Annotated in this window: 14 protein-coding genes; 7 read left to right on the plus strand and 7 right to left on the minus strand. The window is 38.3% G+C overall.

Annotation, left to right across the window (positions count from 1 at the left end; translation table 11 throughout):
- Positions 1 to 743, plus strand: a 743-nt coding sequence (locus O3633_RS09965) for an LPXTG cell wall anchor domain-containing protein (RefSeq protein WP_371621178.1), incomplete at its 5' end; no start/stop codon positions are given.
- 198 nt (positions 744 to 941) lie between these two features.
- Here the strand turns inward: O3633_RS09965 and O3633_RS09970 are convergent.
- From O3633_RS09970 to nrdH, 4 genes are all read right to left on the minus strand, one after another.
- The gene (locus tag O3633_RS09970; RefSeq protein WP_049529634.1) at positions 942 to 1,709 is read right to left on the minus strand and encodes a DeoR/GlpR family DNA-binding transcription regulator; all 768 of its coding nucleotides are present in this window, start codon (positions 1,707 to 1,709) and stop codon (positions 942 to 944) included.
- Between the two features lie 127 nt (positions 1,710 to 1,836).
- Positions 1,837 to 2,799, minus strand: coding sequence for a class 1b ribonucleoside-diphosphate reductase subunit beta (nrdF, locus tag O3633_RS09975; protein ID WP_049526102.1), 963 nt, complete (start codon positions 2,797 to 2,799; stop codon positions 1,837 to 1,839).
- Between the two features lie 173 nt (positions 2,800 to 2,972).
- Positions 2,973 to 5,132, minus strand: a complete 2,160-nt coding sequence (gene nrdE, locus O3633_RS09980; protein WP_371621179.1) for a class 1b ribonucleoside-diphosphate reductase subunit alpha — start codon at positions 5,130 to 5,132, stop codon at positions 2,973 to 2,975.
- Between the two features lie 68 nt (positions 5,133 to 5,200).
- Positions 5,201 to 5,419, minus strand: a complete 219-nt coding sequence (gene nrdH, locus O3633_RS09985) for a glutaredoxin-like protein NrdH (RefSeq protein WP_000259242.1) — start codon at positions 5,417 to 5,419, stop codon at positions 5,201 to 5,203.
- A 362-nt stretch (positions 5,420 to 5,781) separates the two neighbouring features.
- On the opposite strand from nrdH, the gene O3633_RS09990 reads away from it, so the two are divergent.
- From O3633_RS09990 to udk, 3 genes are all read left to right on the plus strand, one after another.
- Positions 5,782 to 6,045, plus strand: a complete 264-nt coding sequence (locus O3633_RS09990; protein ID WP_000146952.1) for a phosphocarrier protein HPr — start codon at positions 5,782 to 5,784, stop codon at positions 6,043 to 6,045.
- A gap of 4 nt (positions 6,046 to 6,049) precedes the next feature.
- Positions 6,050 to 7,783 carry a phosphoenolpyruvate--protein phosphotransferase gene (gene ptsP / locus O3633_RS09995; protein ID WP_371621180.1) on the plus strand — a complete coding sequence of 578 codons (1,734 nt, stop codon included), beginning with the start codon at positions 6,050 to 6,052 and terminating at the stop codon, positions 7,781 to 7,783.
- A 124-nt stretch (positions 7,784 to 7,907) separates the two neighbouring features.
- Complete coding sequence (gene udk / locus O3633_RS10000; RefSeq protein WP_006151141.1) at positions 7,908 to 8,546, plus strand: uridine kinase; 639 nt, start codon at positions 7,908 to 7,910, stop codon at positions 8,544 to 8,546.
- Between the two features lie 190 nt (positions 8,547 to 8,736).
- Here udk and O3633_RS10005 read toward each other — a convergent pair whose 3' ends face one another.
- From O3633_RS10005 to O3633_RS10015, 3 genes are read right to left on the minus strand one after another with little or no spacing between them, the layout of a single operon-like run.
- Positions 8,737 to 9,300 (minus strand): ECF transporter S component, encoded by a 564-nt coding sequence (locus O3633_RS10005; RefSeq protein WP_049526104.1) that lies wholly within the window; start codon positions 9,298 to 9,300, stop codon positions 8,737 to 8,739.
- Positions 9,284 to 9,835, minus strand: coding sequence for a phosphopantothenoylcysteine decarboxylase (gene coaC, locus O3633_RS10010; RefSeq protein WP_371621181.1), 552 nt, complete (start codon positions 9,833 to 9,835; stop codon positions 9,284 to 9,286). The genes O3633_RS10005 and coaC overlap by 17 nt, the downstream gene beginning before the upstream one ends.
- Positions 9,836 to 9,846: 11 nt before the next feature.
- The gene (locus tag O3633_RS10015; protein ID WP_049529638.1) at positions 9,847 to 10,536 is read right to left on the minus strand and encodes a phosphopantothenate--cysteine ligase; all 690 of its coding nucleotides are present in this window, start codon (positions 10,534 to 10,536) and stop codon (positions 9,847 to 9,849) included.
- A 141-nt stretch (positions 10,537 to 10,677) separates the two neighbouring features.
- On the opposite strand from O3633_RS10015, the gene O3633_RS10020 reads away from it, so the two are divergent.
- The 3 genes from O3633_RS10020 (at position 10,678) to O3633_RS10030 (ending at position 15,174) form a co-directional block, all read left to right on the plus strand.
- Positions 10,678 to 11,877, plus strand: a complete 1,200-nt coding sequence (locus O3633_RS10020; RefSeq protein ID WP_080982603.1) for a hypothetical protein — start codon at positions 10,678 to 10,680, stop codon at positions 11,875 to 11,877.
- A complete protein-coding gene (locus O3633_RS10025) occupies positions 11,858 to 13,333 on the plus strand; it encodes a hypothetical protein (protein WP_049529639.1) in 1,476 nt (491 codons plus the stop codon). The genes O3633_RS10020 and O3633_RS10025 overlap by 20 nt, the downstream gene beginning before the upstream one ends.
- Before the next feature lie 170 nt (positions 13,334 to 13,503).
- Positions 13,504 to 15,174 carry a formate--tetrahydrofolate ligase gene (locus O3633_RS10030; protein WP_371621182.1) on the plus strand — a complete coding sequence of 557 codons (1,671 nt, stop codon included), beginning with the start codon at positions 13,504 to 13,506 and terminating at the stop codon, positions 15,172 to 15,174.
- Positions 15,175 to 15,245 lie beyond the last annotated feature (71 nt).

Here is a 15,245-nt window from a genome sequence, read left to right on the forward strand (position 1 = left end):
CTGAATCAGCATCAACAAGTGCATCAGAATCGGCAAGCACATCAGTAAGCACATCGGCCTCAACAAGTGCAAGTACATTCGCGTCACAAAGCGCATCAACTAGCGCAAGTGAATCCGCAAGCACAAGCGCTTCAGAATCAGCCTCAACAAGTGCGTCAGAATCAGCAAGTACAAGCGCCTCTGAATCTGCATCAACATCAGCGTCAGAGTCAGCATCAACAAGTGCCTCAGAGTCTGCATCAACGTCTGCCTCAGAATCAGCAAGCACATCAGCATCAGAGTCAGCCTCAACCAGTGCGTCAGCTTCAGCAAGCACATCAGCTTCTGAATCGGCATCAACGTCTGCCTCAGAATCAGCAAGCACAAGTGCCTCAGAATCATCAAGCACAAGCGCATCTGCATCAGCATCAACAAGTGCCTCAGAATCAGCAAGTACAAGCGCTTCTGAATCAGCGTCAACAAGTGCATCAGAGTCAGCGTCAACAAGTGCATCAGAGTCAGCGTCAACAAGTGCGTCAGAATCAGCCTCCACAAGCTCCTCTGAGTCTGCATCAACAAGTGCGTCTATGATTCATTCGACTTCAACTAGTCAAGCTCCACAAACTGATACCACTAAGGCCCGTAAGCAACTTCCAAATACTGGAACAACGGCTTCAGCTGCAAATGCTCTCCTTGGAGTTGTAGCAGGTCTAACTGGATTCGGATTAGTGGCTAAACGTCGTAAGCGTGATGATGAAGACTAAATCTTCTAACGATTCTATTAGTTGATTATTCCGATCAAAAAACCTGAAAGATATAACTTTCGGGTTTTTTTCGTTCTATAATATTTGTGCTTTGGAAATATCTATAAACATTGCGGGAACTTTTTATAATTTTTGCAAAATAAAAAACTAGCCACGGAATTAGTAGTAGCTACTAGATTCTAGGACTAGTTGTAGAGTTTAAGGTTTTGACTTGATAATTTTAGTTTGTTTAGACAGGGATTGGAGTGATTGGTCACTTAATTTTGAATCAGTGATAATGGTGTCGATATCTGAGATATTGTAAAATGTGAAGAAATCAAACTTATCAAATTTGCTATGGTCAGCTAGGAGATATTTTTTATTGGCGTTTTCCAGTGCTAATTTCTGTGCTTCACCTTCGTCTTCACTAAAAGTAGCGATAGCATGATCCTTGATACCATTACAACTAACGAAGGCTTTTGAAAATTGCAAACTAGCGATATCTTGAAGGGTTAGAGTACCTACAAAGGCTCCAGTAATTGAACGATAATTACCACCGATTAAAATTAGGTCAGTTAGCTTACGCTCATTTAGAATGAGAAATACAGGCAAACTATTGGTAACAACACGAATGTTATCGATAGGAAGCTCACGCGCAAAGAATTCTAATGTGGTACCTGGACCAATGAAAATAGTTTCTCTTTCTTCAACTAAGTGACCTGCAAAGCGAGCAATTTCTTGTTTTTCTGCTGTTTGTAGTCCTTGTTTTTCAACGTTAGAACGCTCATTATTTAATAAGGAACCTGTTCGAAGTTTTTCAGCACCACCATGAACTCGAACCAGCAAATCCTTATCCGCTAACTCTTGTAAATATCGTCTAGCTGTCATATCGGAAATATCAAGGCGATTCATAATCTCTTTAACAGTGATAGTTCCTTTTGTATTAACAATTTCTAAAATAGTATCTAATTTTTCTTGCTTCAGCATTGAACCACCCCCAAATTTAATACTATTTTATCATATTTTAAACAGCTAAGCAACTTAAAGAAAACAAAAATAAACAAAAAAAAACATCTAGTTTGTAATTAAACTTAGATGTTTTTTAGGTTAGGTATTAATTTAGTCCATAGTTATAGTCATCATCCTGCATAGCTTCAACTTCACCAAGTAGATAGCCATTACCAACTTGAGAGAAGAAGTCGTGGTTTGATGTACCAGTTGAAATCCCGTTCATAACGATCGGGTTGACATCGTCAGCTGAGTCAGGGAAGAGAGGATCTTGCCCCAAGTTCATAAGGGCTTTATTTGCATTGTAGCGAAGGAAGGTTTTAACCTCTTCAGTCCATCCGACTTCGTCATAGAGGCTCTCTGTGTAGCCTTCTTCATTCTCATAAAGAGTATAGAGAAGGTCGTACATCCATTCTTTGAGTTTTTCTTGCTCATCTTCTGGCAATTCATTGAAACCAAGTTGGAATTTGTAGCCGATGTAGGTTCCATGAACTGATTCATCACGAATAATCAATTTGATGATTTCCGCAACGTTGGCCAACTTGTTGTTTCCAAGATAGTAGAGTGGTGTGAAGAAACCAGAGTAGAAAAGGAAGGTTTCAAGGAAAACACTCGCTACTTTCTTTTCAAGTGGAGTTCCGTTTAGGTAGATTTCATTGATGATTTCAGCTTTTTTCTGAAGATATGGATTGGTGTTGGTCCATTCGAAAATCTCTTCGATTTCTGACTTGGTATTCAAGGTAGAAAAGATAGAAGAGTAAGACTTAGCATGAACAGATTCCATAAATTGGATATTGTTAAAAACAGCTTCCTCGTGAGGCGTACGAATATCAGCGCGAAGGGCTTGAACACCAGTTTCTGATTGCATGGTATCAAGAAGAGTCAAACCTCCAAAAACTTTACCAACAAGGTCTTTTTCCTTGTTAGAAAGCTTTCTCCAGTCATCTAGGTCATTTGACAAGGGAATACGCGTATCGAGCCAGAACTGCTCAGTCAGTTTTTCCCAGGTTGATTTGTCGATGACATCTTCGATGGCATTCCAGTTAATGGCTTTGTAGTAAGTTTTCATTTGAAATCTCTTTCTGTGTGTAGTAATGCGATAACATAATCACTGTTATTCTATCATAATTCTATGCTATAATCGAACAAAAAGTCGGAAGCCCGACTTTTATATTCTTACATGATTTTATCAGCAAAATACGTTTAATGGATTAAGTAAATGTAATTTTTTTGAGAGTTGAATTAAATCACACAGCTCTCGCATTGGTTAGCACCGACTTCTCCACCATCATCTGTAAAGGTACGGACGTAGTAGATAGACTTAATACCCTTGTTATAGGCATAGTTACGAAGGATAGACAAGTCACGTGTCGTTTGTTTGTTTTCTTTCTTCCATTCGTAAAGGCCTGTTGGAATATCACTACGCATGAAGAGTGTGAGTGAAAGTCCTTGGTCCACGTGCTCAGTCGCAGCAGCATAAACATCAATAACCTTACGCATATCCATGTCGTAAGCAGAAGTATAGTAAGGAATGGTTTCTGTTGACAAGCCTGCAGCTGGGTAGTAGATTTTACCGATTTTCTTTTCTTGACGTTCTTCGATACGTTGCGTAATTGGGTGGATAGAAGCAGACACATCATTGATGTAGCTGATAGAACCATTTGGTGCTACAGCAAGGCGGTTTTGGTGGTAAAGTCCATCTGTTTTAACTTTATCACGAAGTTCAGCCCAATCAGCAGCAGTCGGGATAAAGATACCTTCAAAGAGTTCTTTAACACGATCAGATTTTGGTACAAACTCCCCACTTGTGTACTTATCAAAGTAGCTTCCATTAGCATAGTCTGATTTTTCAAAGTTGTGGAAGGTAACACCACGTTCACGTGCGATGTTATTAGATTCTACCAAGGTCCAGTAGTTCATAAGCATAAAGTAGATGCTTGTAAATTCAACAGACTCAGGAGATCCGTATTCGATCAATTGTTGGGCAAGGTAACTGTGAAGTCCCATAGCTCCAAGTCCGAATGTGTGAGCTTGGCTATTTCCATGGTCGATAGTTGGAACAGCTACGATGTGTGAACTATCTGTAACGAAAGTAAGGGCACGGACTATGGCGCGGATAGAACGACCAAAGTCAGGTGAAGTCATCATGTTTACCACGTTTGTTGAACCGAGGTTACATGAAACATCAGTACCCATTTTTAGGAATTCTTGCGCATCGTTGATAAGACTTGGTTCTTGCACTTGGAGAATCTCTGAACACAAGTTACTCATGATAATCTTGCCATCAACTGGATTTGCACGGTTAGCAGTATCAATGTTGACGACATAAGGATAACCAGATTCTTGTTGCAATTTAGAAATTTCAGTTTCCAAATCACGCGCCTTGATTTTTGTCTTACGGATGTTTGGATTTGCGACTAGCTCATCGTATTTTTCTGTGATGTCGATGTAGTTAAATGGCACGCCGTATTCAAGCTCTACAGAGTAAGGACTGAAGAGGTACATTTCTTCATTTTTCCGAGCCAATTCGTAGAATTTATCTGGTACCACAACACCAAGTGAGAGAGTCTTGACACGAACTTTTTCATCGGCATTTTCCTTCTTAGTTGAAAGGAAGGCGATAATGTCTGGGTGAAAGACGTTGAGGTAAACAACCCCAGCACCTTGACGTTGACCCAATTGGTTTGAGTAAGAGAAGCTATCTTCAAAAAGCTTCATAACAGGTACGACACCAGAAGCTGCTCCTTCATATCCTTTAATAGGAGCACCAGCTTCACGAAGGTTGCTGAGGGAAATTCCCACGCCACCACCGATACGTGAAAGTTGAAGAGCTGAGTTGATAGAACGTCCAATAGAGTTCATATCATCTGTTACCTGGATCAAGAAGCAAGATACCAACTCACCACGACGCGCACGACCTGCATTCAAGAAAGAAGGAGTAGCAGGTTGATAACGTTGGTGGATGATTTCGTTGGCAATATCGATAGCAATCGCTTCATCACCATCTGCGAAATAAAGGGCGTTAAAGAAGACGCGGTCTTCCATGCTTTCAAGATAGTATTCACCATCATTCGTTTTCAGAGCATACTGATTATAGAATTTATAGGCAGCCATGAAAGATTTAAATTGGAAGTTTTGATCCTTAATAAATTGATGCAGTTCTTCCAAAAATTCTGGACGGTATTTCTTGATAAATGCTGTCTCAATGTAGTTATGCTCAATGAGGAAGTTGATCTTATCCGTAATTGAGTTAAAAACCATTGTATTTGGTACAACATTTTCTTTAAAGAAGGCTTCTAAAGCTTCCTTGTCTTTGTGAAGCATGATTTGTCCATTGATAGGACGGTTAATTTCATTATTAAGACGGAAGTAAGTCACATCCTCAAGTTGTTTTAATCCCATAAAAAATCCTTTATCTAATTACAAAAGAAAGGCTTCTAAGGTAGACATAGAAGCTTTTGTCCTGATTCTTAAGCAAGTTGTTTGAGTTTACCTGGTTGGAAACCAGAGAAAACTTCTGTCGGTGTCTGAATAATAGGAGCAGCACTAAAGCCAAGCTCTTTTACTTGATCAATGTATTCAGGTTGTTCATCAAGATTGATTTCTTTATATTCAACATTATTACTGTCTAAAAAACGTTTCGTCATTTTACATTGGACACAGTTGTTTTTAGAATATACGGTTACCATTTCTGTAACTCCTCTTTAAAAATTTATTACTTTCTTAGTATATCAGAAAAAAAAACTTTGTCAACTTTCTAAAACTAAATCTTGTGTACTTGTTTTACTGATTTTACTAACAAACACAATATATAGTGTAGAATTTAAAAAACAACTACAGAAAGAGCAATGTTACCATGATTAGAGCTTCCACAAAAACTACATACTGTGTTTTGCTAGATTTTATAGAAGATTTTCAGCAAGTTATCTGAAAGGAAATTGAAGAAAGTCCATAAAATACTTGAAAAATATCAATGAAGGTGATATAATATCAAATTGTAAGGGTTATCAGATATAACTCAAAAAGAAAACATTTAAAGGAGAGTCAAATTATGGCTTCTAAAGATTTCCACGTAGTGGCAGAAACAGGTATTCACGCACGTCCAGCAACATTGTTGGTACAAACTGCTAGCAAATTTGCTTCAGATATCACTCTTGAGTACAAAGGTAAATCAGTTAACCTTAAATCTATCATGGGTGTAATGAGCCTTGGTGTTGGTCAAGGTGCTGACGTTACAATCACTGCTGAAGGTGCAGACGCTGATGACGCTATCGCTGCGATCTCAGAAACAATGGAAAAAGAAGGATTGGCATAAGGATATGACAGAAATGCTTAAAGGAATCGCAGCATCTGATGGTGTTGCAGTTGCTAAAGCATATCTACTCGTTCAACCGGATTTATCATTCGAGACTGTTACAGTCGAAGATACAAATGCAGAAGAGGCTCGTTTGGATGTTGCTCTTGAAGCTTCTCAAAACGAGCTTTCTCTTATCCGCGAGAAGGCTGTAGGTACGCTTGGTGAAGAAGCGGCACAAGTATTTGACGCTCACTTGATGGTTCTTGCTGACCCTGAATTGATTGGTCAAATCAAAGAAACTATCCGTGCTAAGAAAGTGAATGCAGAGGCAGGTCTGAAAGAAGTTACAGACATGTTTATCACAATCTTTGAAGGCATGGAAGACAACCCATACATGCAAGAACGTGCAGCGGATATCCGCGACGTAACAAAACGTGTATTGGCTAACCTCCTTGGTAAAAAGTTGCCAAACCCAGCTTCTATCAATGAAGAAGTGATCGTGATTGCTCACGACTTGACTCCATCTGATACAGCTCAATTGGACAAAAACTTTGTAAAAGCTTTTGTAACAAACATTGGTGGTCGTACAAGTCACTCAGCTATCATGGCTCGTACACTTGAAATCGCTGCAGTTTTGGGTACAAACAATATCACTGAAATCGTTAAAGATGGTGACCTACTTGCCGTTAATGGTATTACAGGTGAAGTGATTATCAACCCTACTGACGAACAAGCAGCTGAATTTAAAGCAGCTGGTGAAGCTTACGCTCAACAAAAAGCTGAGTGGGCACTCTTGAAAGATGCTCAAACAGTTACTGCTGACGGTAAACACTTCGAATTGGCAGCAAACATTGGTACTCCAAAAGACGTTGAGGGTGTTAACGACAATGGTGCAGAAGCTGTCGGTCTTTACCGTACAGAGTTCTTGTACATGGATTCTCAAGACTTCCCAACTGAAGACGAGCAGTACGAAGCATACAAGGCTGTTCTTGAAGGAATGAACGGTAAACCAGTTGTTGTCCGTACAATGGATATCGGTGGTGACAAGGAACTTCCTTACTTCGATATGCCTCATGAAATGAACCCATTCCTTGGATTCCGTGCTCTTCGCATCTCTATCTCTGAAACTGGAGATGCAATGTTCCGCACTCAAATCCGTGCTCTTCTTCGTGCTTCTGTACACGGTCAATTGCGTATCATGTTCCCAATGGTTGCGCTTTTGAAAGAATTCCGTGCAGCTAAAGCAGTCTTCGATGAAGAAAAAGCAAACCTTCTTGCTGAAGGTGTTGCAGTTGCGGATGATATCCAAGTTGGTATCATGATTGAAATTCCTGCGGCAGCTATGCTTGCAGACCAATTTGCAAAAGAAGTTGACTTCTTCTCAATTGGTACAAATGACTTGATCCAATACACAATGGCGGCAGACCGTATGAACGAACAAGTTTCATACCTTTACCAACCATACAACCCATCAATCCTTCGTTTGATTAACAATGTTATCAAAGCAGCTCATGCTGAAGGTAAATGGGCTGGTATGTGTGGTGAGATGGCTGGTGACCAAACAGCTGTTCCACTTCTTGTCGGAATGGGCTTAGATGAGTTTTCTATGTCAGCAACATCTGTACTTCGTACACGTAGCTTGATGAAGAAACTTGACACTGCTAAAATGCAAGAATACGCTAACCGCGCTCTTACTGAATGTGCAACAATGGAAGAAGTTCTTGAACTTTCAAAAGAATACGTTAACGTAGACTAATCAATTACAAATCCTTGTAGCTTCTAGCTATGAGGACTTTTTCTTCTATTTTGTAGAAAACTTCATCTGTAAAATTTATCAAAAATATGGTAAAATAGACAAGGGAAAATACAAGGAGGCTACAATGCAAAATAGACCAATCATTATCGGAGTAACAGGGGGATCTGGAGGAGGAAAGACAAGCGTATCGAAAGCAATCTTGTCGCATTTTCCAAACGAGAAAATAGCTATGATTGAGCATGATTCCTACTATAAAGATCAATCACATCTAACCTTTGAAGAGCGTATCAAGACCAACTATGACCACCCTTTTGCTTTTGATACTGATTTGATGATTGAGCAAATCAAAGAGTTGTTGGCAGGACGTCCTGTAGATATTCCTACCTATGATTATGCTGCCCATACCAGAAGTTCTAAAACCTATCGTCAAGAACCTCAGGATGTCTTTATCGTAGAAGGAATCTTAGTTTTAGAGGACAAACGACTTCGTGATTTAATGGATATCAAGATTTTCGTAGATACAGATGATGACGTTCGTATCATTCGCCGTATTAAGCGTGATATGGAAGAACGTGGTCGTAGTCTAGATAGCGTTATTGACCAGTATCTTGGTGTAGTGAAACCCATGTATCATCAATTTATTGAGCCAACAAAGCGTTATGCAGATATCGTTATTCCAGAAGGTGTGACTAATACAGTAGCCATTGATTTGCTGACAACAAAAATTGAAAAGATTTTAGAAGAAGCACGTCTAGCCCAATGATAAGGAGATAAAAGGCTGTTGGAAAGTGAATATTTTTCCAAGATTGATTTTTTCCCATATTGGTGAGTCTTTACAATCAAGCTTTTAGATAGTTTCGTCAAAGGGACTTTTAGGAGTCTGTAATCTTAATTAAATACAGAGTCAGTGACTTAGGGCAAATAAAAATCGAGGTCGGGATTTTCCCGACCTCTTATTTTTTGATTTTTTCAAGTCTCGGAACAATAACTAGGGTGAGTATTGCTGAGATAATCAGTTCTGCGATAGAGTTTGTTGAGATAACAGTAGCTAATAGTTTTTGGATATTTCCGTCAAAAACATTTCCAAAGAGGAAGAAGATACCGCCTAGTACAAATACAGTATTAGTAAGGGAACCGAGCGCTCCCGCAAAGATAAGCCCCGCCTTGTTTCTGAGGAGTTTATAGACAAAGTATGGTGTTAAACCAATTAAGATACGAGGAATAATAGCAATAGCAAGTGAAGCTAAATTCCCATTCGGCACAAAAGGAGAGAAGAGGTAGCTAGTTGGGAGAATCGTAATCGTATTGACTGTCAAGCTAATCATCCCCATCAAGAAACCTAAGATAGCCCCAATCCGTGGTCCGTAGATGATACTAGCAATGATGACCGGAATATGGACAATGGTCGGTTTAATTGGAAATGGCAAGACATTAAAGACAATAGAACTCAGCAGATGAATGACGATCATGCTGGCAAAAAAGATAGCAATTGGAGCAATATTAGAGCGTTTGTTCATGAAGTTTTTCCTTTATCTGTTGTAAAATAGTATCAAGATCAGCAAGAGCCCCCCGTCCTACATCGCCACAGGCCAGTAGGGATTCTTTAGGAGAAATAATTGTATAACCATAAGTTTCTAAAGTATTTAGGTTTGTTTGAGTTGCTGGATGGTCATACATTTTGGTATTCATAGCAGGTGCCACTAGTTTTGGAACATAGTGGGGCAAGGCAAGAGCGGTAGCAGTTACCATATTATCTGCGAAACCGTGTGCTAGTTTTGCAATTGTATTAGCGGTTGCAGGGGCAAGGATAAATAAGTCTGTTTCTTTGCCAAGCTCGATATGATTGACTTTGTCAGGATATGGTTCCTGCATAAGATCGAGATGAACTGTATTTTGAGATAAGACTTGAAGGGTTAAAGGTTGAATAAAGGCAGTTGCAGCCTGGGTCATAAGTACCGTAACAGAATGCCCCTGTTTCTTCAAGTTACTAACCAAATCAGCAGCCTTATATGCGGCAATAGATCCAGTAATAGCAATTGTAATACGAGCCATAATTTTCCTTTCTAAGAATCAAATCCTTGAATTTTTTTGACTAATAAGTCAGCGATTTCTTTCTTGCTAGCAGCAATCTGATAATCCTTTTCTTCTACTAGATAAGCTAGGTGCTGATTCGCATTAATCTGAGTGAGGTCATTAGCGACAATCAAATCAGCTTGATTCTTTTTAAGACTTTCTCTAGCGATTTGAATCAGATGGTCCTTAGTAACATCGACAAGGAGTTTAAAGCCAATGAGATGAATACTTGGGTTCCATTCTTTGACAAGAGAAATAATTTTAGGATTTTTCTTGAGAAATAGGACTTGCACCTCATCCTTAGAGGAGATCTTTGTTTCCATATTTTTCTTATGCAAAAACTCACTTAAATCTTGGCTTGCTTGGACTTGGTCAAGACCAGTCATGTAAACAGGACTATAGTCAGAGACTGCCATGGAATGAATCAAAACTTGATAATCAGGGACAATCCGTTTCATCTCTTGGAGTAAATCGGAAGTATTTTTGATTTCGATGACGGATAAATTCGAGTGTGGTTCTGGTTTTAGTGCTTGTTGCGTAGTAATCAGACAAACGTGATGCCCAGCCTTTAGTAAAGTCTCAGTTATTACTTTACCAAGTCTACCGGTAGAGTGATTGGTAATGGAGCGAACTTGATCTATTGCTTCGCTTGTACCACCAGATGTAACTAAAATTTTCATAGAACTATTGTACAAAAAAATGAGCAGTAAGTAAAATGAAAGCGATAAAATATAACTAAACTTTATAACTATATTATTATTGACAATTAATTTAAGATATAAGATAATTATTTTAGTTATATATGAAAAGGGGAAGCAGTTATGGACTTTTTTAAATTTGCAGATAATATGGTTAAAGAAGCTAGTAAAGTAATTGATGATGCTAGTAAGACAACCAGTAGCGTACTTAATGAAGCTGGAAAAGCTTTAGATAGCGCTGGGAAAGTTACAGGAGATTTATTATCAGATTCTGTAAAAGTAATAGGAGATGTATCAAATAAGATAGGAAATGTTGTTTCAGACGTTTCAGGTCAAGCTGCTACAGTAGCGAATGATACTGTTCAACAAGTAACAGAGGTTGCATCTGGCACGCTTAATCAAGCTGGTAAAGTTGCAACTGAAGCAAAATCACAAATTGATTCAATAGATCTTTTTAATGGTAAACTAAGGTCCGAAGCTGTTGAGAACTATCATGAATCTATTCAAACATATAATGAAAAAGCCACAGATCTAACGAATAAATCGACTGAGCTTTATAAAACTAGAGACAAGGCGATTAAAGTTGTAAAAATTGTTGAAGAGAGAATTAGTAAATTAGCAAATAAACCGAAAGAATTTGAAACAAAGTTAGAAGAAATAATTGTTGAAATACAGAATTTCGAAGATAAACAGTTAGCTATTACTCAGGCAATCAAAGAAGCAGAATTAGCCAGCGGTAGTACGGCAGCTACAGCTTCTTTAAGTGCTTTAGGTGTGACAGTCGCAACTTTAGGTCCTACTGCAGCTATGGGAGTTGCAACTACTTTTGGTGTCGCATCAACAGGAACAGCAATTTCTAGCTTGACAGGTGCAGCAGCAAATAGTGCGGCATTAGCTTGGTTAGGTGGAGGAAGTCTAGCAGCAGGCGGAGGAGGTATGGCTGCTGGCAATGCCTTTCTAGCCATGGCGGGCCCTGTTGGTTGGGGGATTGCTGGCTTAATGTTAACAGCGTCTGTCGGAGCAGGTGTTTTTGCTAATAAAAAAAATGAAGAAGTAGCTAAAGAAGCGCTTGATGAACAAAAGAAAATTGAGTTATTAATTAGACAAACTGATAAATCAATAATAGAAATTAGTGAATTAATTAATTTTATTGAAAAGCAAACTGAGGGGATTTATTTAGCTAATCTTTCTTTAATTGGAAAAGATTATAACTTATTTACAGATGATGAAAAGTATCAAGCAGGTAGTTTAGTAAATTCAACCCTCTCACTTACTTCGATGATTAATAAGGAAATTAAAATAAATGATGAATCAGGCTGTTAATAGAGCATTTTATCAAGGGATAGGTGCATATGTCAATTGTTTAAACAACTTGAGAATTCAAGACTTACAAATTGCTATGAAAATGATTGAGGATGAAGCTCAACATGTCATTTTAAACAAGGACAATGCCTCTAAAATCTTAAACTATGCTAGAGATAACATTGAAGACGTTATTCTAAAGAATCGTGGAGGTGAATACGGCGGTCACGGTTTTATTGCTGAATTTGCAGAAGCAGGAATTGTGAATGCGAGAAGAGCTTTTGAAGGATTAAATCCTATTGTAAAAGTATTGAATGATAATGGACCAGCCGATTTATTAATTGGTAGAAATACCATTCAAATGAAGTTTTATAATAATTTACGTGATGAACTAGCTCAATCATTTCATTACAGTGCAAAAATGAAAATGATGTTTCCAAAAGATCACGTGTTAGTATACGAAAAAATTATGGCTGGCGCCAAAGAAGTTGAATTTAATGGTAAAAAATTGTCTATTAAACAAATTACTGATATACGACAAATGATCAATGATATTACCGAAAGCAAGGGACTTACTTCATATAAATCTTGGATGAAATCATCTGTTCTAAATTATGATGATGCTCAAAGAAATTCAATAAAATCCATTTTAGATTCCGAGGAGAAGAATATTTGTAAAACTGTCAGACTAAAACAACAAGAGTTAAATAGAAAACGGTTAGTAGCACAAAAAAATTCACTGCCAAGAATAAAAGAAGCCAATAAGATTGCTAGAAACGCAGCTGTTTTACAGGGTGGTTTAGCTTTGATGCTCAATGTGTATGGAAAATACAAAGAAGGAAAAACTATTTTTGAATTTGATCAATCAGATTGGTTAGACTGTGGACTGGAAACAGTGGAAGGTGCGGTAAAAGGTTCTATATCAGGTTACGCGATTTATGGTCTCACTAATGTTTTTAAAATGAGTGCACCAAGTGCAAGTTCGTTTGTAACAGCAAGTTACGGCATAGTAGATATTATTACTAAACTTAGAACAAATGAGATTACTGAGGATGAATTTATAAATTTTATAACTATCAATACATTGGATACAACATTAGCGACAATTGGTTCATGTGTTGGTCAAACACTTATTCCTGTCCCTGTCTTAGGAGCAGTAGTAGGTTCAATTGCTACTTCAATAATTTGGGAAATAGGCAAAGGGATTTTAAGTGATAGGGAACAGGAATTAATTCAAAATTACAGGGAAAACTTAGATAACCATATCAAAAACTTAGATGATAAATACAAGATTATTTTTAATGATATTATAGATAAATATCATAAACTAGGACGATTACAGGATTACTCTTTTGATTTATCTATCAATATACGTCTTCGTTTTGAGTATTCAATTGAATTAGCTGAGCAAATAGGAGTTTCTAATAGTCAAATTCTACATGATTTATCAGAAATTGATAGCTACTTTTTGAATTAGTCGAAATCTTAATCTATAGTTAAAACCTATAAAGGCATATAAAAATTTAAATAGTAGCCAATAAATCCTTTGAGGGCGCTATATTTACGAACGTTATAAAGCTTTATGTCTGTTAAAAATCTTGTTTTGTGTTATAATGAATTAACACATTTGAGGTAGAGGAGTTTGTTATGAAAACAGATATTGAAATTGCACAGAGTATCGAGCTAAAACCAATCGTTGATGTTGTAGAGAAACTTGGCATCTCTTACGATGATTTGGAATTATATGGAAAATACAAGGCTAAGCTTAGTTTTGATAAGATTCGTGAAGTGGAAAGTAATCCAGTCGGTAAATTGATCCTGGTGACAGCTATCAACCCAACACCTGCTGGTGAGGGAAAATCAACTATTACCATCGGACTTGCTGATGCTTTGAATAAGATTGGTAAGAAAACCATGATTGCTATCCGCGAACCTTCTCTTGGTCCTGTAATGGGGATTAAAGGTGGTGCAGCTGGTGGTGGTTATGCCCAAGTACTACCAATGGAAGATATCAACCTTCACTTTACTGGTGATATGCACGCTATCACAACTGCAAACAATGCTCTCTCTGCCTTGATTGACAATCACTTGCACCAAGGAAATGAGCTAGGAATTGACCAACGTCGTATTCTTTGGAAACGTGTTGTTGACTTAAACGACCGTGCTCTTCGTCATGTAACTGTTGGACTTGGAGGTCCTCTTAATGGTATTCCTCGCGAAGATGGATTTGATATCACTGTTGCTTCAGAAATCATGGCTATCCTTTGCTTGGCAACTGACATTGAAGATTTGAAACGTCGCTTGTCAAATATCGTCATCGGTTACCGTTATGACCGTACACCTGTTTCAGTGGGTGATCTACAGGTTGAAGGTGCCTTGGCATTGATTTTGAAGGATGCTATCAAACCTAACTTGGTTCAAACAATCTATGGAACACCTGCCTTTGTACATGGTGGACCATTTGCCAATATCGCCCATGGCTGCAACTCAGTTTTGGCAACGACAACGGCTCTACGTTTAGCAGATTACACAGTGACAGAAGCTGGCTTTGGTGCAGACCTTGGTGCAGAGAAGTTCCTGGATATCAAAACTCCAAACTTGCCAACATCTCCTGATGCAGTAGTCATTGTTGCAACTCTTCGTGCTCTTAAGATGAATGGTGGGGTTGCTAAGGATGCATTGACAGAAGAGAATGTAGAAGCAGTTCGTGCAGGATTTGCAAACTTGAAACGTCACGTTGAGAATATCCGTAAGTTCGGTATTCCAGCAGTTGTTGCTATTAACGAGTTCGTATCTGATACAGAAGCTGAAATCGCAGCCTTGAAAGAACTTTGTGCTTCAATCGATGTTCCAGTTGAATTGGCTAGCGTATGGGCTGATGGAGCTGAAGGAGGAGTGGCTCTAGCTGAAACTCTCGTCAAAACAATTGAAGAAAACCCAGCTAGCTACAAACGTTTGTATGACAATGACCTTTCAGTACAAGAGAAGATTGAAAAGATTGTCACTGAAATCTATCGTGGAAGTAAAGTAAACTTCGAGAAGAAAGCTCAAACTCAAATCGCTCAAATCGTTCAAAATGGTTGGGACAAATTGCCAATCTGTATGGCTAAAACTCAATACAGTTTCTCAGACAATCCAAATGCTCTTGGAGCCCCTGAAAACTTTGAAATTACTATTCGTGAATTGGTACCAAAATTGGGTGCAGGCTTCATCGTTGCTCTTACTGGTGACGTTATGACCATGCCTGGACTTCCAAAACGACCAGCAGCTCTCAACATGGATGTTGAAAGTGATGGAACTGTTCTTGGATTATTTTAATTGAACAACAAAAAGACAATCTCGAAATCGAGTTTGTCTTTTATATTAATACTAAAAAATCTCCTAGAATG

The organism is Streptococcus sp. 27098_8_22, assembly GCF_041432415.1.
GTDB lineage: Bacteria > Bacillota > Bacilli > Lactobacillales > Streptococcaceae > Streptococcus > Streptococcus pseudopneumoniae_M.